The sequence below is a fragment of the Limnohabitans sp. B9-3 genome, assembly GCF_002778325.1.
Classification (GTDB): Bacteria; Pseudomonadota; Gammaproteobacteria; order Burkholderiales; family Burkholderiaceae_C; genus Limnohabitans; species Limnohabitans kasalickyi.
Window position 1 is genome coordinate 402612 of sequence record NZ_NESI01000001.1, and the last position, 20401, is coordinate 423012.

23 protein-coding genes and 1 tRNA gene are annotated in these 20401 nt (G+C 54.6%); 8 read left to right on the forward strand and 16 right to left on the reverse strand.

The features are described 5' to 3' along the window. Positions 1-13 precede the first annotated feature (13 nt). Positions 14-406, reverse strand: a complete 393-nt coding sequence (locus tag B9Z42_RS02020; protein WP_100131653.1) for an H-NS histone family protein — start codon at positions 404-406, stop codon at positions 14-16. Positions 407-635: 229 nt separating this feature from the next. Here B9Z42_RS02020 and B9Z42_RS02025 point away from each other — a divergent pair, with 229 nt between their 5' ends. From B9Z42_RS02025 to B9Z42_RS02050, 6 genes are all read left to right on the forward strand, one after another. Further along, positions 636-1856 (forward strand): GspE/PulE family protein, encoded by a 1221-nt coding sequence (locus tag B9Z42_RS02025; protein WP_100131654.1) that lies wholly within the window; start codon positions 636-638, stop codon positions 1854-1856. Further along, on the forward strand, positions 1849-3057 hold the full coding sequence (locus B9Z42_RS02030; protein ID WP_100131655.1) for a type II secretion system F family protein: 1209 nt from the start codon (positions 1849-1851) through the stop codon (positions 3055-3057). The genes B9Z42_RS02025 and B9Z42_RS02030 overlap by 8 nt, the downstream gene beginning before the upstream one ends. Then, positions 3054-3869 carry an A24 family peptidase gene (locus tag B9Z42_RS02035; RefSeq protein ID WP_100131656.1) on the forward strand — a complete coding sequence of 272 codons (816 nt, stop codon included), beginning with the start codon at positions 3054-3056 and terminating at the stop codon, positions 3867-3869. The genes B9Z42_RS02030 and B9Z42_RS02035 overlap by 4 nt, the downstream gene beginning before the upstream one ends. A gap of 14 nt (positions 3870-3883) precedes the next feature. Continuing rightward, complete coding sequence (coaE, locus tag B9Z42_RS02040; RefSeq protein WP_100131657.1) at positions 3884-4507, forward strand: dephospho-CoA kinase; 624 nt, start codon at positions 3884-3886, stop codon at positions 4505-4507. 70 nt (positions 4508-4577) lie between these two features. Continuing rightward, entirely contained in the window at positions 4578-5330 is a 753-nt protein-coding gene (gene zapD, locus B9Z42_RS02045; RefSeq protein WP_100131658.1) for a cell division protein ZapD, read from the forward strand. Positions 5331-5333: 3 nt separating this feature from the next. Then, entirely contained in the window at positions 5334-5534 is a 201-nt protein-coding gene (locus tag B9Z42_RS02050; RefSeq protein WP_100131659.1) for a DNA gyrase inhibitor YacG, read from the forward strand. A gap of 45 nt (positions 5535-5579) precedes the next feature. Here the strand turns inward: B9Z42_RS02050 and B9Z42_RS02055 are convergent, their stop codons facing one another. Genes B9Z42_RS02055 through secA form a run of 4 tightly spaced genes read right to left on the reverse strand, consistent with a single transcriptional unit; the run spans position 5580 to position 10930 of the window. After that, positions 5580-6029 (reverse strand): NUDIX domain-containing protein, encoded by a 450-nt coding sequence (locus tag B9Z42_RS02055; protein WP_100131821.1) that lies wholly within the window; start codon positions 6027-6029, stop codon positions 5580-5582. Between the two features lie 24 nt (positions 6030-6053). Then, complete coding sequence (locus B9Z42_RS02060) at positions 6054-6926, reverse strand: ATP-binding protein (RefSeq protein WP_100131660.1); 873 nt, start codon at positions 6924-6926, stop codon at positions 6054-6056. 11 nt (positions 6927-6937) lie between these two features. Beyond that, positions 6938-8179 carry a bifunctional glutamate N-acetyltransferase/amino-acid acetyltransferase ArgJ gene (gene argJ, locus B9Z42_RS02065; protein WP_100131661.1) on the reverse strand — a complete coding sequence of 414 codons (1242 nt, stop codon included), beginning with the start codon at positions 8177-8179 and terminating at the stop codon, positions 6938-6940. Between the two features lie 6 nt (positions 8180-8185). Beyond that, entirely contained in the window at positions 8186-10930 is a 2745-nt protein-coding gene (gene secA / locus B9Z42_RS02070; RefSeq protein WP_100131662.1) for a preprotein translocase subunit SecA, read from the reverse strand. A 110-nt stretch (positions 10931-11040) separates the two neighbouring features. Here secA and B9Z42_RS02075 point away from each other — a divergent pair, with 110 nt between their 5' ends. Continuing rightward, positions 11041-11427 (forward strand): hypothetical protein, encoded by a 387-nt coding sequence (locus B9Z42_RS02075; protein WP_233203486.1) that lies wholly within the window; start codon positions 11041-11043, stop codon positions 11425-11427. A 54-nt stretch (positions 11428-11481) separates the two neighbouring features. Here the strand turns inward: B9Z42_RS02075 and B9Z42_RS02080 are convergent. The 6 genes from B9Z42_RS02080 to petA form a co-directional block, all read right to left on the reverse strand. After that, positions 11482-11557: transfer RNA gene (locus B9Z42_RS02080), tRNA-Thr, on the reverse strand. Positions 11558-11587: 30 nt separating this feature from the next. Then, positions 11588-12070 carry a ClpXP protease specificity-enhancing factor gene (locus B9Z42_RS02085; RefSeq protein ID WP_369806825.1) on the reverse strand — a complete coding sequence of 161 codons (483 nt, stop codon included), beginning with the start codon at positions 12068-12070 and terminating at the stop codon, positions 11588-11590. An 8-nt stretch (positions 12071-12078) separates the two neighbouring features. After that, positions 12079-12690, reverse strand: coding sequence for a glutathione S-transferase N-terminal domain-containing protein (locus B9Z42_RS02090; protein ID WP_100131664.1), 612 nt, complete (start codon positions 12688-12690; stop codon positions 12079-12081). A gap of 98 nt (positions 12691-12788) precedes the next feature. Further along, on the reverse strand, positions 12789-13547 hold the full coding sequence (locus B9Z42_RS02095; RefSeq protein ID WP_100131665.1) for a cytochrome c1: 759 nt from the start codon (positions 13545-13547) through the stop codon (positions 12789-12791). 22 nt (positions 13548-13569) lie between these two features. Beyond that, complete coding sequence (locus tag B9Z42_RS02100; RefSeq protein WP_100131666.1) at positions 13570-14979, reverse strand: cytochrome bc complex cytochrome b subunit; 1410 nt, start codon at positions 14977-14979, stop codon at positions 13570-13572. Positions 14980-14990: 11 nt separating this feature from the next. Further along, positions 14991-15590, reverse strand: a complete 600-nt coding sequence (petA, locus tag B9Z42_RS02105) for a ubiquinol-cytochrome c reductase iron-sulfur subunit (protein WP_100131667.1) — start codon at positions 15588-15590, stop codon at positions 14991-14993. A gap of 149 nt (positions 15591-15739) precedes the next feature. Between petA and mscL the strand changes: the two genes are divergently transcribed. Further along, positions 15740-16162 (forward strand): large conductance mechanosensitive channel protein MscL, encoded by a 423-nt coding sequence (mscL, locus tag B9Z42_RS02110; protein WP_100131668.1) that lies wholly within the window; start codon positions 15740-15742, stop codon positions 16160-16162. Between the two features lie 3 nt (positions 16163-16165). Here the strand turns inward: mscL and pdxA are convergent, their stop codons facing one another. From pdxA to tatB, 5 genes are read right to left on the reverse strand one after another with little or no spacing between them, the layout of a single operon-like run. After that, a complete protein-coding gene (pdxA, locus tag B9Z42_RS02115) occupies positions 16166-17230 on the reverse strand; it encodes a 4-hydroxythreonine-4-phosphate dehydrogenase PdxA (RefSeq protein ID WP_100131669.1) in 1065 nt (354 codons plus the stop codon). Continuing rightward, entirely contained in the window at positions 17227-17997 is a 771-nt protein-coding gene (locus tag B9Z42_RS02120) for a Nif3-like dinuclear metal center hexameric protein (protein WP_100131670.1), read from the reverse strand. Before B9Z42_RS02120 ends, pdxA begins: the two co-directional genes overlap by 4 nt. Then, positions 17994-19136, reverse strand: coding sequence for a trypsin-like peptidase domain-containing protein (locus B9Z42_RS02125; protein ID WP_100131671.1), 1143 nt, complete (start codon positions 19134-19136; stop codon positions 17994-17996). Before B9Z42_RS02125 ends, B9Z42_RS02120 begins: the two co-directional genes overlap by 4 nt. A 16-nt stretch (positions 19137-19152) precedes the next feature. Further along, positions 19153-19935: a twin-arginine translocase subunit TatC gene (gene tatC / locus B9Z42_RS02130; protein WP_100131672.1), complete on the reverse strand. Its 783-nt coding sequence runs from the start codon at positions 19933-19935 to the stop codon at positions 19153-19155. Then, a complete protein-coding gene (gene tatB / locus B9Z42_RS02135) occupies positions 19928-20401 on the reverse strand; it encodes a Sec-independent protein translocase protein TatB (RefSeq protein WP_100131673.1) in 474 nt (157 codons plus the stop codon). Before tatB ends, tatC begins: the two co-directional genes overlap by 8 nt.

Sequence of the window (20401 nt, forward strand, 5' to 3'; positions counted from 1 at the left end):
AGCAATACAAACTTTAAACCGCAACCGACTCCGTCGCAATCAAGGCGGTATCCAAAGTGCCCGCTGTTTTCAAAGCTTGCACCCATGTAGGTGACACGCCACGGCCTGTCCAAGTTTGCTCTGGATTGGCAGGGTTACGGTATTTAGGGGCAACTTTCTTGCCTGCCAGTGCGCCTTTTTTCGCCGCCTTTGGGGCTTTTGCAGTTTTGGCGGCCTTAGCGGGCTTGCCTTCAGCAAGCGCTTTGGCAATGTCTGCAGCCGTCAAACCAGCGTCCTTGGCCAATTGCACGATTTGCGACAAAACTTTATCGTGCGACTTGCTCAACAAGGCTTGTTCTTTTTTAGCCAATAAATCACGTTGTTTACGTATCGTAGCAAGTTGATTTGCAACTGAGGTGCGTGCCATCTATGTATTCCTAGTAGGTTAATTGAAAATTGAATGATATATCAATTTCTATTCGATAAATTCAAAGTTGAATACAAATTCCAAGGATTCTGCATACTCAGCTCTCTAATTACTTAGCAAGATTAATATGAAAAGACCCATGTCACAGCCATTTATTTTGTAATACCGACTCCCACGGCAAGTGCAGTCCGCACCAAACAATCCAGTGCTACGACACGAAGGACGCCACATGCAACCGTCATTTTCAGGGGCAAACACATCCACCGAACGCTCTGTCATTCAGCCCTTAGATCAGATACTGAAACAAGCGGTGATACAGGGCGCATCCGATATTCATTTTGAAACCGGCGAAACTGAATTTCGAGCGCGCTATCGCATTGATGGAATTTTGCACACAGCCGCTACACCTGCCCTGCAACTACGCGACGCCATGATTTCGCGCCTCAAAGTTTTAGCACGGATGGATATTGCCGAAAAACGAGTGCCGCAAGACGGACGCATTCAATACCCTTATCAAGGTCGCCTCATTGATTTGCGGGTGAGCTCATTACCGACCTTACATGGCGAAAAAATGGTGGTGCGTTTGCTCAATATCAACCGCGAGCGTCCAAGCCTTGAGGCGCTAGGCTATGAATCTGATGACCAAGCTAAACTGTTGACCGCCATCGCACAGCCCCACGGCATGGTACTTATGACGGGCCCCACGGGTTCAGGCAAGACCTTATCGCTTTACAGCTGCCTCGAATTACTGAACCGATCCGAGGTGAATATCTACACCGTTGAAGACCCGTCTGAAATTCAATTACTCGGCGTGAATCAGGTCAATATCAACGAACGCGCGGGAGTCACCTTTGCCAGCACTTTGCGGGCTTTATTACGGCAAGACCCAGACATCATCATGGTGGGTGAAATACGTGATGTGGAAACAGCTTCGATCGCCATTCAGGCCGCTCAAACCGGGCATTTGGTTTTATCAACCTTGCACACCAACGACGCGCCCAGCACCTTGGCGCGTTTGCGGCACATGGGCATTGAAGCGTTCAATGTCGCAGCCAGTCTGATTTTGGTCGTGGCCCAGCGTCTCGTGCGCCGCTTGTGCCCTGTCTGCAAACATCCAGCCTCGACCTCACAGACAGCCGCATGGCTCGGACAACTCAGCGCCCAAGATCAAATAGCCATCGGGCTGGCGTCACGCCCTACACCCAGTCTTTACCAAGCCGTAGGTTGCGACGCCTGCCATCAAGGCTACAAGGGACGCGTTGGCATTTACCAAGTCATGCCCATCAGTGACGCGCTTCAAACCTTGATCTTGCAAAATGCCAGCTCACAAGACCTCGGCACACAAGCCGGACGAGATGGCGTTCGAACGCTGCGCCAAGCGGGCTGGCTCAAAGCCCTACAGGGCATCACTTCGGTACAAGAAGTGATGACACTGACGCACCATGGCTGAGCCTATGTTTCTGTGGCGCGGCATTGATCGCCAGGGTCAGCAAATGCAAGGCGAGATGCAAGCGCCCACATCAGCGGCAGTGAAAGACGCCTTAAAAGCCCAACGTATTCGCGCCACAAGGGTCAGCCGCAAACTCTCGTTGCCCTTGTGGCTGCAACGCAACGCCACGGTCAGTGGTCCGGATGTCACACGGCTCACCCGGCAACTGGCCACCTTGCTGCAATCGGGCGTGCCCTTGCTGCAAGCCTTTGACATCATGAGGCGTGGCATTCGTCACACCGCCCTCCAGCAGATGGTGCAAGACATTCGCCAGCAAGTCGAAGGCGGTCAGGCCCTGCACCAAACTTTGCAACGTCACGCCGTTTTTGACGATTTATTTTGCAATTTGGTCGCAGCAGGCGAAATGGCAGGCATGCTCGACACGCTGCTCGATCGCATCGCCCACCACCGCGAAAAAGCCGAAGCACTGCGCAGCAGCTTGCGCTCTGCGCTGATTTACCCAACAGCCGTTTTGATGATTGCTCTGATCGTGATGGCGTTGTTACTTTCTTTTGTCGTCCCTGCCTTTGAGGGAATTTTTCAGTCTTTCAATGCCGAATTGCCTGCCCTCACCCGCTTCGTGATCGGCTTAAGTTCAACTTGGCAACAGCACGGCTGGACGGGCTTGCTGTTGGCTCTGTTGACGACATGGGTGACGCAACAATGGGCTAAACGCAGCAAAGCGCTGCAATGGCGGCTGCACGGCTGGGTGCTGCAGTTGCCCATCGCCGGATCGCTGACGCACCAGGCCTGCATGGCACGCTGGACACGCACCTTGGCTACCTTGTTTGCTGCAGGCATCACGTTGACCGATGCGTTAGATGCCGTCAAGGGGGTGACGGGCAATCTGCGTTACCAAGCAGCCACAGAGTCCATGCACGCGCAGCTCATGCAGGGTCGCTCGTTGGCGCAAGCGCTTGAAAATGCAGAGGGCTTGTTCTCACCCATGGTGGTGCAAATGTGTGCCATCGGAGAAGAATCCGGCGCCTTAGACCACATGCTCGATAAAACGGCCGAACACTACGAACGCGAAGTTGCCGCGACCGTGGCGAAACTGTCCACCTTGATGGAGCCGTTCATCATGGTGGTGCTAGGCTTGCTGATTGGCGGCTTGGTGGTCGCCCTCTATTTGCCAATTTTTCAACTGGGACAAGTGGTATGAGTTTGTATCTGTGGACGGCCTTTGGCATCGGCCTGATCTTGGGCAGCTTTGTGAACGTGCTGGTTCACCGCCTGCCGCGCATGGTCATGGCAAGCTTCGAGCCAACTCATGACGACGCGCCTCGTTTTGACCTGTGGCTGCCCGCTTCGCACTGCCCTCACTGCCACGCGCCCTTGCAGATCAAGCACCTGTTTCCTGTGCTGAGCTTTGTTTGGCTCAAAGGCCGCTGCGGATTTTGCAAACACCCGATTGGGTGGCAATACCCAGCCGTCGAGTTAATCACGGGTTTGATTTGGGTCGCTTGCGGATGGCACTGGGGCATCACCAGCGCCGCACTCTGTTGGGCGCTTTTTGGCACCAGCTTGTTGGCGCTCTCGCTCATCGATTGGCAAACCACCCTGTTGCCCGATGCCTTGACGCAACCCTTGCTCTGGCTAGGCCTCATCGCCAGCGCTGCGCAATGGGTTACGTTGCCACTGACACAAGCGGTGTGGGGCGCCGTGTGGGGCTATGGTGCTTTGTGGAGCGTTGCCACGGTCTTTGAGCGGATCACCGGCAAGCAAGGCATGGGTGGCGGCGATTTCAAATTGCTCGCGGCCTTGGGTGCATGGTTGGGCCCTTTTGCTTTAATTCCGTTGGTCATCCTTGCCAGCGCCACAGGGGCCATTGTTGGCCTGAGCTTGCAAAGGCTGCACCGCTTACCCGCCAACGGTTATGTGCCGTTTGGGCCGTTCCTCGCCGCAGCTGGGGCTTTTTTGGCTTGGCAAGATACGGTGCAATTCATGCAAAGTTTGGGCTGGCCCACCTTTTGAATAGACTTTACGCCATGCAAACCTCCTCCACACCTTTTCGCTTAGGCCTCACTGGCGGCATTGGCAGCGGCAAAAGTACCGTCGGCCAAATGCTCGTGGACGCAGGCGCCGCCTTGATTGATGCAGACGCCATCTCCCGCAGCGTGACCGCGCCGGGTGGCTCAGCCCTGAGCGCCATTGCTCAAGCTTTTGGCCTCGACTTCATCACCACAGAGGGCGCGTTAGACCGAGATCGCATGCGCACGCTGGTGTTTTCAGATGCTTCCGCCAAGCAGCGCCTGGAAGCCATCATTCACCCTCTGGTTTCATTGGCCACAAAGGCGCAAGCACAAGCGGCGACAACTGCGGGCCATAAGCTGCTGGTGTTCGACGTGCCCTTGTTGGTCGAATCTGGGCGTTGGCGTGCGCAATTGGATGGCGTGTTGGTGGTTGACTGCGAAACTGACACACAAATTAAGCGGGTCATGGCGCGCAATGGGTTGAGCCAGGGGGCAGTTGAAGGCATCATCCACGCCCAAGCCACGCGCTCGCAACGCGTGCAAGCTGCCGACTGGGTCATCTTCAACGACGCGCTGTCGCTAGACGACCTGCGTGCACACGTTCACCAAATCATGCGTGATTTGTCATGCAAAGTTTGACGCGCTGACAGCTCTCAGCGGTTATGATCATTAGCAAAATCTATCTCTATCAATTTTTGCGTTTTTCTGCGTGATCCTTTACGAACATCCCTTCAACGAACGAGTGCGCACTTACCTGCGTCTGGAACACCTGTTTCAGCGATTTGAAGAACTCGTCACGCGCGATCACGCCGTTGACAACCACTTTGCGCTCACCACCTTGTTTGAGTTGGTGGATGCAGGCGGCAGGACTGACCTGAAGACGGACATACTCAAAGACCTCGAGCGCCACAAGCAACAGTTCAATGCGTGGCGCGGGAATCCGTCTGTCTCTGAATCCGCCTTAGAGATTTTGCTTGGACAGTTGGAGCAATGCTTTGAGGGGCTCAATGGTGCGGTCGGCAAAATCGGTCAAACCATCACTGACAACGAATGGCTGGCGGCTTTGCGCAACCGCGTCACGATTCCTGGCGGCACCTGTTGTTTTGATTTACCGGCCTACCACGCTTGGCAGCAACTCAGCCCCGACGTGCGCCGACGTGACATCTTGCGCTGGGCACAAGCGTTTCAACCCATGCAAGCTTCGGTCAATTTGTTGCTTTCTTTGATGCGCGACACAGGCGCCGCTCAGAAAATCATGGCGATGGGCGGTCAATACCAACAATCACTGGCACAGGGCAAGTTTCAGCTGATGCGTGTGGCAATTGATCCCGCCTTGGGTTTCATTCCAGAAATCAGCGGCAACCGTTTGATGATCTGGGTGCGCATGATGCGCCAAGACGGTGAAGGTCGCCTGCAAGCCAGCACTGACGACGTCGCATTTGAAATGGCTTTGTGCGCCTAAACCATGAGCGATTTTGAGGTTCGCATCGTTGTTTGCCCGCAATGTGGCGGCCCTAGCCGTTACGAGCCTGCCAACTTGTTTCGCCCCTTTTGCAGTGAACGCTGCCGCAACAACGACTTAGGCGCTTGGGCCAACGAAGAGCATCGCTTGCCCGATCAAACGCCGCAAGACGACGCTGATTTTGAAAACACCCCCTTGCAGTAACCCGCTGCAACAATGGACAGGTCTCTACCCAAAAGCTTACCCAGCTTAAACCGCGTGCGTGGCGCCTTCAAACCCACGTTCTTGCGCAAACCACTGCAAAACCGGCAAAGTCCCTGGCAACACAGGCGTCATTTCGACAGGTAGTTGCTGCCACGCAAATTGCTGCGCTTCACGCATGTGCAACACACCCGACCATTGCGTGACTTTGCAAAAGTTCAATTGCACCAGCGCGTGCGGATAGTCAATGCGCTCGATCTTCCATGGCTGGCAATCTTGAATGGTGATGCCGATTTCCTCTTGCAACTCGCGGCGCAGGGCTTGCTCAACCGTTTCGCCGGCTTCGAGTTTCCCACCTGGAAACTCCCAATAGCCAGCGTAAGCTTTGCCTTCGGGGCGACTGGTGAGCAAAAAAGCATGATCTGCACGCACAAGAACACCCACCGCCACCTGCACCAAAGTTCGGTCAGCGGAACGAGGCTGGTCGGCATCGACCATACGCACGGCGGTGTCAGCCACAGCTTAAGACGCGTGCTTGCCCGCGTAATCGCGTGCAAACTGGAAAGCCACACGACCGCTGCGAGAGCCCCGCTCCAACGCCCAAATCAGCGCTTCAGGCTTGGCCGCCTCGATGGCCTCGCGTGTCACGCCCAGCGATGACATCCATTGCGCAGCGATGGTGAGGTACTCGTCCTGGCTGAACGGGTAAAAACTAACCCACAAACCAAAACGTTCGGACAGAGAAATTTTTTCCTCCACCCCTTCACCCGGGTGCACTTCACCATCGTCGGTGTGGGTGTAGGTGAGGTTTTCCTTCATGTACTCAGGGAGCAGATGACGGCGGTTGCTGGTGGCGTAAATCAGCACGTTCGGCGTGGCAGCGGCAATCGAGCCATCCAAGATGGACTTGAGGGCTTTGTAGCCAGGCTCACCATCCTCAAAACTCAAATCATCACAGAAGATCATGAACTTTTCAGGCCGCGAAGACACCACGTCGATGATGTCGGGCAAGTCAGTCAGATCGTCTTTGTCGACTTCGATCAAGCGCAAGCCTTGTGGCGCGTATTCATTCAAACAGGCTTTGATCAACGACGATTTGCCGGTGCCGCGTGCGCCCGTCAGCAGCACGTTGTTGGCAGGCAAGCCTTTGACGAACTGCTCGGTGTTGCGCTGGATTTTTTCTTTTTGTCCGTCGATCTCTTGCAAGTCTGCCAAGCTAAGTTGCGCCACATGGCGCACCGGCTCCAAGCCGCCATGGCCGCTTGTGCGCTTGCGGTAACGAAACGCAACGCTGGCTACCCAGTCGGGTGCCGACATGGGTTGGGGTAGCACAGACTCAATGCGCGCCATCAGCGCTTCGGCGCGCTGCACCAAGCGCTCTAAAGGGTTTTGCATGGAATCAGTCATTAGCTTCTGTAGTCGGCGTTGATGGTCACGTAATCGTGGCTGAGGTCACAGGTCCAAACGGTGTCGCTGGCTGTTCCGCGACCCAAGACCACACGCACCGTGATTTCAGATTGCTTCATCACACGCTGGCCGTCTTCTTCGCGGTAATCCGGATGGCGACCGCCCTGCACGGCGACATGAACATCGTCCAAATACAAGTCGATACCCGTTTGGTCTAAATCCGCAATGCCGGCGTAGCCGACAGCCGCCAAGATGCGGCCCAAGTTGGGGTCGCTGGCAAAAAAGGCCGTTTTCACCAAGGGTGAATGGGCGATGGCATACGCCACTTGACGACACTCCGCACTGTCGCGACCACCCTCGACGTGAATGGTGATGAATTTAGTCGCGCCTTCGCCATCGCGAACAATGGCTTGCGCCAGTTGGCGTGCCACTTGGAACATGGCTTGCAGCAAAGCTTGGCCGTCGACACTGCTCAAGCTGGTGATGGTCGGGTGCGCCGCTTTGTGCGTGGCGATGACCACAAAAGAATCGTTGGTCGAGGTGTCGCCATCCACGGTCACGCGGTTGAAGGAGCCCTCGGCCAAAGCCAGCGAGAGTTCTTTCATCAAACCAGGTGCCACGCAAGCGTCGGTCGCCACATAGCCCAACATGGTGGCCATGTTCGGTCGAATCATGCCAGCGCCCTTGCTAATGCCGGTGATGCTCACTGTTGCACCCGCGATTTGCACTTGCGTGCTGGCCGCTTTGGGCACCGTGTCTGTCGTCATGATGCCTTCAGCAGCATCGGCCCACTGCTGAGCACTTGACGTTTCTCCAGCCGCAGCAATGGCCGCTGGCAATCCCGCGATGATGCGGTCGTGCGGCAATGGCTCCATGATGACGCCGGTTGAAAAAGGCAGCACTTGCTCGGGTGCAATGGCCAAACTTTTCGCCAAAGCAACGCAAGTTTCACGGGCCCGTTTTAAGCCGTCTTCACCGGTGCCTGCATTGGCATTACCGGTGTTGACCACCATGGCACGGATGCCTTGGCCTGCCTCTAAATGCGCACGACAAATTTGCACAGGCGCAGCACAAAAACGGTTTTGTGTGAACACACCGCTGACCGAAGCGCCTTCATCGATCAAGACAACCGTCAAATCTTTTCGGTCAGCTTTGCGAATGCCGGCTTGCGTCACACCAATGCGCACGCCGGGAATGGCATGCAAATCGGCAACTTGGGGGGGAATTAGGTTGACTGGCATCTTTGTTCAGGCCAATTTGCCGTGGCAATGCTTGTATTTCTTGCCGCTGCCACAAGGGCAAGGCTCGTTACGCCCAACAGGCGGGACCTCTGCGGCAACCGTGGTCGCATCCACCGTCACTTCAGCGTCACCCAACTCGTTGGGTGCCGTGTAAGTCACGTTGTGCAGTGTTTCTGCACGGTTTTCCAGTTCAGTGGCCGCTTGCTCGATTTGTTCGTTCGACTCAATCTTGACCGTCATCAACACGCGGGTAACTTCGACCTTGACCATGTCTAACAACTGACCAAACAACTCAAATGCTTCGCGCTTGTATTCTTGTTTGGGCTGCTTTTGTGCATAGCCACGCAGATGGATACCTTGGCGCAAATAGTCCAGTGCGGCCAAGTGTTCGCGCCAATGGCTGTCGATGTTTTGCAACAACACCACACGCATGAAGGGGGTGAATTGCTCAAGACCAATTCGCTCCAGCTTGGCTTGGAAGGCGGCATGGGCGGCCTCTACCACTTGCGTGAGAATTTCCTCATCGGTGATGGCCGATGCTTTCTCAATGGTGCTTTGCAACGGTAAATCGAGCAACCACTCTTGCAGCAAGGCGCGCTGCAGGCCGACGATGTCCCACTGCTCTTCCACCGATTCTTCGGGCACATACTGACGCACCAACTCGCTGAAGGTGCCTTCACGCAGACCTGCGATTTGAGCCGTCAAATCAGAGGCATCCAAAATGTCATTGCGTTGCTGATAAATCACACGACGTTGGTCGTTGGACACATCGTCGTATTCCAGCAATTGTTTGCGCACGTCAAAGTTACGCGCCTCGACTTTGCGTTGCGCACTCTCAATGCTGCGTGTGACGATGCCCGCCTCAATGGCCTCGCCCTCTGGCATTTTCAAGCGGTCCATGATGGCTTTGACGCGGTCACCGGCAAAGATGCGCATCAACGAATCATCGAGACTCAAATAAAAACGTGATGACCCGGGATCACCCTGACGACCGGAACGGCCACGCAACTGGTTATCGATTCGACGCGACTCATGACGCTCTGTCGCGATGATGCGCAGACCGCCCAAAGACTTCACCGCCTCGTGGTCTTTGGTCCACTGCACGCGCAAGGCATCGATCTGTTGCTGTTTGGCTGCAGCGTCCAATGCCTCATTGGCTTCAACTTCCGCAATGGCTTTTTCGACGTTACCACCCAACACAATGTCGGTCCCACGGCCCGCCATATTGGTGGCAATAGTGATCATCTTGGCACGACCGGCTTGGGCCACGATGTCCGCTTCGCGGGCGTGTTGCTTGGCATTCAAGACTTGATGCGGCAACTTGGCTTTTTCGAGCATGTCGGCAATCAGCTCAGAATTTTCAATCGAGGTGGTGCCCACCAATACGGGCTGACCGCGTCCATAACACTCACGAATGTCATCAATGGCGGCTTTGTATTTTTCAGCCGTGGTTTTATACACACGGTCCAACTGGTCATCGCGACGACTGATTCGGTTGGGTGGAATCACCACGGTTTCAAGACCGTAAATTTCCTGAAACTCGTAGGCCTCGGTATCGGCCGTACCGGTCATACCGCCCAACTTTTGATAGAGACGGAAATAGTTCTGGAACGTGATGGAAGCCAGTGTTTGGTTTTCAGCTTGAATCTGAACGCCCTCTTTGGCCTCCACGGCTTGGTGCAAGCCATCGCTCCAACGGCGACCTGACATCAAGCGGCCAGTGAATTCATCAACGATGGTGATCTCACCGTCTTGGCACACGTAGTGTTGATCTCGGTGGTATAGATGGTTGGCGCGCAACGAGGCATACAAGTGGTGCATCAAGCTGATGTTGGCTGGGTCGTACAACGACGCCCCTTCCGCCAACAAACCATGCGCGACCAAAATGCGTTCAGCGTTTTCATGCCCTTGTTCTGTCATGAAAACTTGGTGAGATTTTTCGTCCACCGTGAAGTCACCGGGCGTGATGATGCCCTCGCCGGTTCGAATGTCTTCTTCACCCACTTGACGGGTTAAGAACGGCACCACTTTGTTGATGGCGATGTACAGCTCGGTGTGATCTTCGGCTTGGCCACTGATGATCAAAGGCGTGCGCGCTTCATCAATCAGGATGGAATCCACCTCATCGACGATGGCAAAGTTCAGTTTGCGTTGCACACGGTCTTGCGGCTCATAGACCATGTTGTCGCGCAAATAGTCAAAGCCATATTCGTTGTTGGTGCCGTAGGTGATGTCAGCACGGTACGCTGCTTGCTTTTCTTCGCGTGGCATTTGAGGCAAGTTAATGCCCACGGACAACCCTAAATAGTTGTAGAGCCGTGCCATCCACTTGGCATCGCGACTGGCCAAGTAATCGTTCACCGTCACCACATGCACACCTTGATCGCCCAAGGCATTCAAGTAGACAGGCAGTGTTGCCGTGAGTGTTTTGCCCTCACCCGTGCGCATCTCTGCCACCTTGCCTTGATGAAGGGCTATACCACCCACCATCTGCACATCGAAGTGGCGCATTTTCATCACGCGTTTAGAAGCTTCGCGGACCACGGCATAAGCCTCGGGCAGCAGCGCATCCAGCGTTTCGCCTTGTTGCACACGCTTTCTAAATTCGTCTGTTTTAGCGCGCAAAGCTTCTTCACTGAGCTTCTCTAACGAAGGCTCTAATGCATTGATTTGCGAGACCGTTTTGCGAAATTGCTTCAACAGGCGCTCATTGCGGCTGCCAAAAATTTGAGTCAGAAAATTAAGAGGCATGCGAGCACTGCGACAGACCCCTCTGTACTGAGCAAGGGCGACGCAAAATCCTTTTAAGAGGCTTTGTAGAAGTTGCAGATTTTAACCGTCACGCGCATCCATAATTGCTTATGGCTACTCGTTCTACTCCGCATCCTGACACGCTGGCGGCCTACCGCGCTTTGGGCTACAACAGCGCGCCCAAAGCCAAGGTACTGATTCGCGGCAGATCCCGTACTTTAGATCAGGTGCTGAGCAACGCACCAGGCCTATCGCAACTGACTGCGATGACCCAAGACACACAAGCAAGGCTTCGCGCCATTTCACCCTTGCTGCCCGCTTCGTTGCGTGCACTTGTTCAATCGGGCGGGGTGGACGGCGACGCTTGGTGCTTGTTGGTGCCTAACAGCGCTGTCGCCGCCAAACTGCGTCAAACCGTGCCGGCACTGTGCGCTCACCTCAGAACCAAGGGGTGGAACGTGAATGACATTCGCATCAAAGTCAGATCAAACGCTTAAACAAAAAACCAAAAGAAAAAGCCTGTTGCACTTGCGTACAACAGGCTTTTATTTTGGTGCCGCTTGTCGGAATCGAACTGACGACCTACCGCTTACAAGGCGGGTGCTCTACCAACTGAGCTAAAGCGGCATGGACATTATTCTAACCGATTTCGAATGCTTATTTCACACGTGTCAGTGTGGGTCGCGGTGGCGTTGTGGGTGGCATTGGCGCATCGCCCCCTTCTTGCTGTGACGCCCCAATACGCGAGGAGTCGACGGAAGTAAGTGAGGGCCTGGCAGAGACCACTGGCAACTTAGAAGTGACATCAGTGGCGCGCAAATTTGACGTTGGAAACGCCATGCCCTGTCCGTTTTCTCTGGCGTAAATGGCTTGCACGCGGTGAATGGGCACCATGATTTCGCGTGGCTTGCCTGCAAAACGTGCTTTGAATTCAATGAACTCATTGCCAAGCGTCATGCCGCTTGTAGCGTCATAACTCACGTTCAACACAATTTCACCGTTCTTCACATATTCCATCGGCACCTGTACCGTCTCATCGACCAAGACTGTCACGTAAGGGGTGTAGCCGTTGTCGGTGCACCACTCGTGCAGAGCACGCAAGAGGTACGGTCGTGTCGATGTGGCGTCAGGTGCGTTCAACATAGGAATTACTTGCGCATGACCTTTTCAGAAGGCGTCAACGCCTCGATGTAGGCAGGGCGCGAAAAAATGCGTTCTGCATACTTCAGCAATGGCGCAGCATTTTTCGACAAGTCAATGCCGTAGTGGTCCAAGCGCCACAACAAAGGCGCGATGGCCACATCGAGCATGGAGAAGTTGTCACCCAACATGTACTTGTTTTTCAAGAACACAGGTGCCAACTGAGTCAAACGATCACGGATGTGAGCACGCGCTTTTTCGAGGGTTTTGTCGTTGGGCTTGGCACCGCGTGCTTCCAACAAGGTCACATTGGTGAACAACTCTTTTTCGAAGTTCAGCAAGAACAAACGCACGCGGGCACGGTCCACAGGATCGCCGGGCATGAGTTGAGGATGTGGGAAGCGCTCATCGATGTACTCATTGATGATGTTCGACTCATACAAGATCAGATCCCGTTCGACCAGGATAGGCACCTGACCGTAGGGATTCATCACATTGATGTCTTCGGGTTTGTTGTAAAGATCAACATCGCGAATCTCAAAGTCCATGCCTTTTTCAAACAGGACAAAACGGCAACGATGAGAATAGGGACACGTGGTTCCCGAATAAAGCACCATCATGATGGGCGGCTCCTAAAAATCAAAAAGAGTGACAGGCTAACCTGTCACTCCGTGAGGTGACAACGGGCAATCACGGCCCACTGTCGCATTGGCTTGAATTACTTGATGTCTTTCCAGAAGGAAGCATTCAAACGCCAAGCAATGAACGTGAAACACAACAAGAACATCAACACCCAAACACCAATACGAACACGGGTATTTTGGGCTGGCTCAGCCATCCATTGCAAATAACCCACCAGATCGCCAATGGCTTGGTCATACTGAAGTGGTGTCATCGTACCTGGCGATACTTGTTCCCATCCCTTGAAAACTTGCACTTCATGACCATGCTCTAGAGCCGTGTCGTAAATTGGGCGACGCACACCTTGCATCTCCCACAACACATGGGGCATGCCCACGTTAGGGAAAGCCAAGTTGTTCCAGCCAGTCGCTTTGGTTTCATCGCGGTAGAACGTGCGCATGTAGGTGTAGAGGTAATCTGCACCTGTGCCACCATGGCCAGCGCGTGAACGCGCAATCACGGTCAGGTCAGGTGGATTACCACCAAACCAATCTTTGGCTTGCTTTGGATCAATGTTGGCTTTCATGGTTTCGCCAACTTTTTCAGTCGTGAACAACAAGTTGTCTTTGATTTGCTGCTCTGTCAAACCGATGTCTTTCAAACGGTTGAAACGCATGAATGCGGCGGAGTGACAGTTCAAGCAGTGGTTCACAAAGAGCTTGGCACCATTTTGCAAGGCTGCCAGATCGTTGGTTTTATTGGGCGCTTTGTCCCAAGCAATGCTATCGCCGCCAGATGCTTGTGCACCGGCGACCACACCGAGGGCCAATGCCAAGCTGAGAATAATTTTTTTCATGGTTTTATGTTCTCCGTGAATCTCAGTGGGCAGCGAATGTCACGCGGTCAGGCACGGGTTTGGTTTGACCCAAACGGCTCCACCAAGGCATCAACAAGAAGAAGCCAAAGTAGAACAAGGTACCCACTTGCGACACACGCTCGCCGATGGCTGATGGGGGTTGAACACCCAAGTAAGCCAACACCACAAAGTTGATGACGAACACGCCGTACATGTACTTGTGCCAATCAGGACGATAGCGGATCGATTTGACCGCGCAGTTGTCCAACCAAGGCAAGAAGAACAAGATGACGACAGCGCCACCCATGACAACCACACCCCAGAATTTCGCATCAATGGAGAGCATCATCGCGGTTACAGCCACGGCACCAGCAACAATGCCCGCTTTGAACATCGGAGATAGCTTAGCGCGAGTAGCACCCAAGTAAGCACCGGCCAAAACGCAAGCGATCAAGGCATACATCATCTCACTGGTGATCGCACGCAACATCGAATAGAAGGGCGTGAAATACCAGACCGGTGCAATGTGCAACGGTGTCTTCAATGGATCAGCTGGGATGAAGTTGTTGTATTCGAGGAAGTAACCACCGAATTCAGGCGCGAAGAAAATGATCGCGGTGAACACTAACAAGAAACCGCTCACGCCCAAGATGTCGTGCACGGTGTAGTAGGGGTGGAAAGGAATACCGTCCAAAGGATGACCATTCGCGTCTTTCGGTGCGTTAGGGCCTTTGATTTCCACGCCGTCTGGGTTGTTTGAACCGACTTCGTGCAACGCAATGATGTGTGCGACCACCAAGCCCAACAGGACCAATGGCACAGCAATCACGTGGAAGCTGAAGAAACGGTTCAGGGTAGCGTCGCCCACCACGTAGTCACCACGAATCAGCAACGCCAAGTCGGGACCAACGAATGGCACGGCTGCGAACAAGTTCACAATCACTTGAGCGCCCCAATAAGACATTTGGCCCCAGGGCAGCAAGTAACCCATGAACGCTTCGGCCATCAAGCACAAGAAAATCGCACAGCCGAACACCCACACCAATTCACGCGGCTTGCGGTAGGAACCGTAAATCAAGCCTCGGTACATGTGCATGTAAACCACCACAAAAAACGCAGAAGCGCCTGTGGAGTGCATGTAGCGAATCAGCCAACCCCATGGCACATCACGCATGATGTATTCCACTGAACCAAACGCCAAAGCGGCATCCGGCTTGTAGTGCATGACCAAGAAAATACCGGTCACGATTTGGATCACAAGCACCAGGAGCGCCAACGAGCCAAAAAAGTAGAAGAAGTTGAAGTTCTTGGGTGCGTAGTACTCAGAGAGATGCTCTTTGTACATTTTGGAAGCTGGGAAACGGTTATCGACCCAGTTCAACAGTTTGGCGCCAGCACTGGCGTCTGCAGAAATTTCTTTGAATTCAGCCATGGTGTGTCCTATCAGGCTTTCTTGTCTTCACCGATCAACAACTTCGTGTCGGAGAGGTACATGTGAGGCGGAATTTCGAGGTTATCTGGCGCTGGCTTGTTCTTGAACACGCGGCCTGCGATGTCGAAAGTGGAGCCGTGGCAAGGGCACAAAAACCCACCATTCCAGTCGTCGGGCAGCGAAGGCTGTGCGCCGGTTTGGAACTTGTCTGACGGGGAGCAACCCAAATGCGTACAAATGCCCACGGTCACAAAGACTTCAGGCTTGATCGAACGCGCTTGATTGCGCGCATAAACGGGCGTCAACTCGTCCGCTTTGCGCTCAGACTTGGGGTCTGCCAGCTGAGATTCAGTTTTGTTCAACGACTCGAGCTGCTCAGGGGTGCGTTTGACCACCCAAACAGGCTTACCGCGCCATTCGACTGTGATCTTTTCACCGGGCTTCATGGCCGAAATGTCAACCTCGACGGCAGCGCCAGCCGCTTTGGCTCGCTCTGAGGGTTGAAACGTACTTACGAACGGGACAGCAACTGCTGCGCCGCCCATTGCACCTGCGCATGTCGAGGCAATAAGCCACGTGCGTTTGCTGGTGTCTACTGGGGTGTCACTCATGGAATTCCTCAAGCAATTGTCACTGGTTGGGTTAGCCACACATTGTAGCTGACCGTTTCTTGCCCAATGCTTTCAGATTATTCAACCCTGATTTCCACTATTCGTTGTTAAAATTTTAGATACTTTATATTTAACAAAAGGTTGACGATATGTTGCGTGAATTCAAAGAATTTGCTGTCAAAGGCAATGTGATGGACTTGGCTGTAGGTGTGATCATCGGCGCGGCCTTCGGAAAAATTGTTGAATCGGCGGTCAACGACCTGATCATGCCGCTGATCTCTGCGGTGATCGGAAAGATTGATTTCTCCAACTTTTTCATCGCCTTGGCCGCTGTGCCAGAAGGAACAGCCACCACACTGGAGGCCATGAAAAAGGCAGGCGTGCCCGTATTTGCTTATGGCAACTTCATCACGGTTGGCGTGAACTTCTTGATCTTGGCCTTCATCATTTTCTTGATGATCAAGCAAGTCAATCGCATCAAAGGCGAAGCTGAAGCAGCGCCCGCACCAGCCCCGGTGACAAGTGAAGAAGTTTTGTTGCTGCGCGACATCCGCGACAGCCTCAAAAAATAAATATCAAACCGCCAGCTTGCGCGCCATGGCCAGCGCGGCCAAGAAACTGGCGGGGCTGGCCTTGCCCGTGCCAGCCAAGTCAAAAGCCGTACCGTGGTCTGGACTGGTTCGCACCAAGGGTAAACCCAAGGTCACATTCACACCCTCGTCAACGCCCAAGTACTTCACCGGGATCAGGCCTTGGTCGTGGTACATCGCAATCACCACATCGAATTCGCCCCGCTTGTCTGCCGTATTTCTGGCCCGCATGAAAACCGTATCAGGCGCAAACGGTCCGCTCACCCACAAGCCCTCGGCACGCGCTTGTTGCAAGGCCGGAATGATGATGTCGAGCTCTTCGCGCCCCAACAACCCACCCTCACCTGCATGCGGATTCAAACCCGCCACGCCCATGTGCGGCGCTTGACCCGTGGCACGTAACTGAGCTTGGTGTGTGATGCGTAAGGTCTGCAACACATTCTCGATCGTCACCGCCTCAATAGCATCCCGCAAAGACACATGGATGCTGACCAACACGGTGCGCAGCTCGTCATTGGCCAGCATCATGCGCACCGGCATGTCCGACACCGCCACCCCCGCGTGCATCGCTGCACACGCTTGCAGAAGTTCGGTATGCCCCGGATAGGGCACACCCGCAGCGGCCAAAGCCTCTTTGTGCAACGGCGCTGTAACGACGGCCGACACCTCATTGCGCAAAGCTGCATGGGCAGCCCAAGTCACCGCGTCTGCTGCCCATTGACCTGCGACACCACTGACATGGCCCCATGCGGGCAAATGTGCTGCAGAACTATCGAAAGGCACTTGCAAAACAGGCACCGTAAAAGCTGGCAAATCACTGGGCAAATCTTGTATTTGCGACACCGGCAGCAAAGTCAACCGCGGATGACCTGGGTGCGCATCGTGCAACACCTGAATGGCGCGTTGCATCGCAAGCACTTGGCCCACCACCAAACAACCCCTCGTTTGCGCTGCAGCTTCGCGAAAAGATTTGGCAATGATTTCAGGGCCAATGCCCGCCACATCGCCCATAGTCAGCGCGATGGGTTTGAAAGCGTCAGACATGCTCATGCGGGGTTATCAATGTCGATGAACGCATGCGTCAGCCCCAGCTGCTGGGCCACTTGCGCGGCCACAGCGGGTGCACCGTAGCGCTCCGTGGCATGGTGACCGCAGGCCAAAAAGGCAACCCCCGTCTCGCGGGCAATGTGCGCCTGAGGCTCTGAAATTTCACCCGTGATGAACGCGTCGGCACCTGCGGCAATGGCCGCCTCGAAATAGCCTTGCGCCCCACCTGTGCACCAAGCAACACGCCGAATCGCTCGACCATCGCCTGCCACCAGCACTGGCGATCGCGCCAACGCCAGATTGACTTTCAGCGCCAATGCCTCTGCGCTCTCAAACACTTGGTCTGGCGCACACTCCGCCAACCAACCCAAATTTTGTTCGCCAAACGCAGGCGAGCCAGCCAACCCAAGACGCAGCCCCAGTTGCGCGTTGTTGCCCCAAGTTAGATGCGCATCCAGCGGTAAATGGTAGGCCAGCACATTGATGTCGTGGGCGAGTAACAACTTCAAGCGTTGCTTCATCCACCCCGTCACGCGCCCATCCTGGCCACGCCAGAACAAACCGTGATGCACAAAGATCGCATCTGCGTCCGCAGCAATGGCTGCTTCGATGAAAGCCAAGCTGGCTGTCACACCCGACACCACATGCCCAATCTCAGCACGCCCCTCGACTTGCAAGCCATTGGGACCGTAGTCTTTGAAGCGCTCAGGCAACAACAACGCGTTGCAAGCGCTTAATAATTCTTGACGCGTGACGCGTGTGGCATTCATGGGGCAGGCGGTTTGGTTTTTGGGCGTTGCGATGGGGTGACCTCTAGGGTCAGCAACTGGCTGCGTCGCTTCACCCCCAGTTTGACAGGCTCACCCGGCTTGAGCGCGGCAATCGCGGTCAACAAAGCACCAACGTTGCGCACCTCTTGGCCGGCCACACTGAGCAACGCATCACCAGGCTTTAGACCTGCTTTGGCAGCGGGCGCGTTTTGCAGCACGCCAATGATGACCACACCCTCGGTCTGCTTCAAACCAAAGGTGTCCGCGAGTTCGGGGGTCAATTCCGTAGGCTCGACCCCCACCCAACCGCGGGTGACTTGACCATCGCGCACGATGCCTTCCAAAACTTGGCGCACCGTCGACACAGGAATGGCAAAACCAATGCCCATGTTGCCGCCCGATCGGGAGTAAATGGCGGTGTTGATGCCCAACAAACTGCCATTCACATCCACCAACGCGCCACCCGAATTACCTGGGTTAATGGCGGCATCGGTTTGAATGAAGTTTTCAAACGTGTTGATGCCCAACTGGTTGCGCCCCAGCGCAGACACGATGCCACCGGTCACCGTTTGCCCAACGCCAAACGGGTTGCCAATGGCCAAGACCTTGTCGCCTACTTGCAGCGTGTCGGAATTACCCAAAGCAATCACAGGCAAACGGTCTAAGGTAATTCGTAAAACCGCTAAGTCGGTATCTGGGTCTGTGCCTATCACCTTGGCAATCGCACGGCGGCTATCGCTCAAGGTCACTTCAATCTCTTGCGCCCCCTCCACCACATGGTTGTTGGTCAAGATGTAGCCCTCTGGGCTCACGATCACACCACTGCCCAAGCCTTGCTGCGAACTGTCGTCTTCACGATCACCATAAAAATAGCGAAACCAAGGGTCATTGGCTTGCGGGTTGGCCGACTTAGCCTGCGTCGTCGCAATGCTGACCACCGCGGGAGAAGCCCGCTTGGCAGCCGGGCTCAAACTCCCCGGCATCACCGCTCCCGGAATACCCGGTGCAGCTTCGAGCAGTGTCACACCGGCTACCAAGTGGCCGCGGTTCAACCAATCGGGCTTCAAGGTCGCCACCACAAACCAAATGGCTACCAATACGGTCACGACTTGTGAGAACAACAACCAGTGGCGCTTCATAACGGGCTGTTTTGAGTTACGACGAGCCCGAAGTTTCGTCTGGTGCTTGCGTATGCTTGATGAACAAACGCGCCGCCCAAATACCCACCTCGTACAAGATGCACATGGGAATGGCCAGCGCCAGTTGCGACACCACATCGGGCGGCGTCACGATGGCCGCAATGATGAAGGCCAGCACGATGAAATAAGAGCGGAACTCTTTGAGCTTTTCGATGGTCACAATGTTCATGCGTGCTAAGACCACCACCACGATCGGCACTTCAAACGCCATGCCAAAGGCAATGAACATGCTGATGACAAAACTCAAATACGCTTCAATGTCAGGTGCAGCCGTGATGCTTTTGGGTGCAAAGCTCTGGATGAACTTGAACACCTGTCCGAACACAAAGAAGTAACAAAACGCCACACCCACCAAAAACAACAGCGTACTGGACACCACCAAAGGCATGACCAATTTCTTTTCATGGGCATACAGCCCAGGCGCAATGAACGCCCAGACTTGGTACAACACCACAGGCAGCGCCAGCAAAAAGGCCGTCATCAGCATGATCTTGAGGGGCACCAAGAATGGCGAAATCACCGATGTCGCAATCAACGTCGCGCCTGTTGGGAGCTGTGCCACCAAGGGCGCCGCCAGTAAGTCATATAACTCTGCAGGACCCGGATAAATGGCCAGCGCCGCGCAAGCCACCATCACCGCAATCGTGGCTTTGACCAAGCGGTCACGCAACTCAATCAAGTGCTGCACAAAGGGCTGCTCGGTGCCAGCCAATTCGTCTTTGGGGGTGGTGTCAGACATGTTCAGAACGCTTCACAGGGCGGAAACGCGCCACGCGGGCGGCACCAGATTGCGCCTTGGTGCGCACACCTTGACGGGCTTTGTACCAATGCGGCGTTGAACCGCGCTTGAGACGCCATTTTTTGCCTGGGTTTTCATACGAAGGGGGCGGGGGGGCCAAAGGCTCGTAAGGCTCAGACGACAAACCGGCCGTGGTTTCGGCCCAGTCTTTTTCAAAGTCGCTAGTAGCGGTGTGGACCGATTGCTCCACATCGCGCGCAGCGGACTCCATCGTCTCTTTCATCTTCTTGAGCTCATCGAGCTCCATCGAGCGATTGACCTCGGCCTTCACATCAGCCACATACCGCTTGGCTTTGCCAAGCATCGTGCCAACGGTACGGGCGACGCCGGGCAAACGCTCTGGCCCAATGACCACCAGCGCTACCGCACTCACCAACGCAATTTTAGAAAAATCAAGATCAAACAA

What these genes read in the sequence shown, in the direction of transcription:
- B9Z42_RS02020 (WP_100131653.1), bottom strand. Translation starts at nt 406, where the DNA reads ATGGCACGCACCTCAGTTGCAAATCAACTTGCTACGATACGTAAACAA.
- B9Z42_RS02025 (WP_100131654.1), top strand. Translation starts at nt 636, where the DNA reads ATGCAACCGTCATTTTCAGGGGCAAACACATCCACCGAACGCTCTGTC.
- B9Z42_RS02030 (WP_100131655.1), top strand. Translation starts at nt 1,849, where the DNA reads ATGGCTGAGCCTATGTTTCTGTGGCGCGGCATTGATCGCCAGGGTCAG.
- B9Z42_RS02035 (WP_100131656.1), top strand. Translation starts at nt 3,054, where the DNA reads ATGAGTTTGTATCTGTGGACGGCCTTTGGCATCGGCCTGATCTTGGGC.
- coaE (WP_100131657.1), top strand. Translation starts at nt 3,884, where the DNA reads ATGCAAACCTCCTCCACACCTTTTCGCTTAGGCCTCACTGGCGGCATT.
- B9Z42_RS02050 (WP_100131659.1), top strand. Translation starts at nt 5,334, where the DNA reads ATGAGCGATTTTGAGGTTCGCATCGTTGTTTGCCCGCAATGTGGCGGC.
- B9Z42_RS02055 (WP_100131821.1), bottom strand. Translation starts at nt 6,029, where the DNA reads ATGGTCGATGCCGACCAGCCTCGTTCCGCTGACCGAACTTTGGTGCAG.
- B9Z42_RS02060 (WP_100131660.1), bottom strand. Translation starts at nt 6,926, where the DNA reads ATGCAAAACCCTTTAGAGCGCTTGGTGCAGCGCGCCGAAGCGCTGATG.
- argJ (WP_100131661.1), bottom strand. Translation starts at nt 8,179, where the DNA reads ATGCCAGTCAACCTAATTCCCCCCCAAGTTGCCGATTTGCATGCCATT.
- secA (WP_100131662.1), bottom strand. Translation starts at nt 10,930, where the DNA reads ATGCCTCTTAATTTTCTGACTCAAATTTTTGGCAGCCGCAATGAGCGC.
- B9Z42_RS02075 (WP_233203486.1), top strand. Translation starts at nt 11,041, where the DNA reads ATGGCTACTCGTTCTACTCCGCATCCTGACACGCTGGCGGCCTACCGC.
- B9Z42_RS02090 (WP_100131664.1), bottom strand. Translation starts at nt 12,690, where the DNA reads ATGATGGTGCTTTATTCGGGAACCACGTGTCCCTATTCTCATCGTTGC.
- B9Z42_RS02095 (WP_100131665.1), bottom strand. Translation starts at nt 13,547, where the DNA reads ATGAAAAAAATTATTCTCAGCTTGGCATTGGCCCTCGGTGTGGTCGCC.
- B9Z42_RS02100 (WP_100131666.1), bottom strand. Translation starts at nt 14,979, where the DNA reads ATGGCTGAATTCAAAGAAATTTCTGCAGACGCCAGTGCTGGCGCCAAA.
- petA (WP_100131667.1), bottom strand. Translation starts at nt 15,590, where the DNA reads ATGAGTGACACCCCAGTAGACACCAGCAAACGCACGTGGCTTATTGCC.
- mscL (WP_100131668.1), top strand. Translation starts at nt 15,740, where the DNA reads ATGTTGCGTGAATTCAAAGAATTTGCTGTCAAAGGCAATGTGATGGAC.
- pdxA (WP_100131669.1), bottom strand. Translation starts at nt 17,230, where the DNA reads ATGAGCATGTCTGACGCTTTCAAACCCATCGCGCTGACTATGGGCGAT.
- B9Z42_RS02120 (WP_100131670.1), bottom strand. Translation starts at nt 17,997, where the DNA reads ATGAATGCCACACGCGTCACGCGTCAAGAATTATTAAGCGCTTGCAAC.
- B9Z42_RS02125 (WP_100131671.1), bottom strand. Translation starts at nt 19,136, where the DNA reads ATGAAGCGCCACTGGTTGTTGTTCTCACAAGTCGTGACCGTATTGGTA.
- tatC (WP_100131672.1), bottom strand. Translation starts at nt 19,935, where the DNA reads ATGTCTGACACCACCCCCAAAGACGAATTGGCTGGCACCGAGCAGCCC.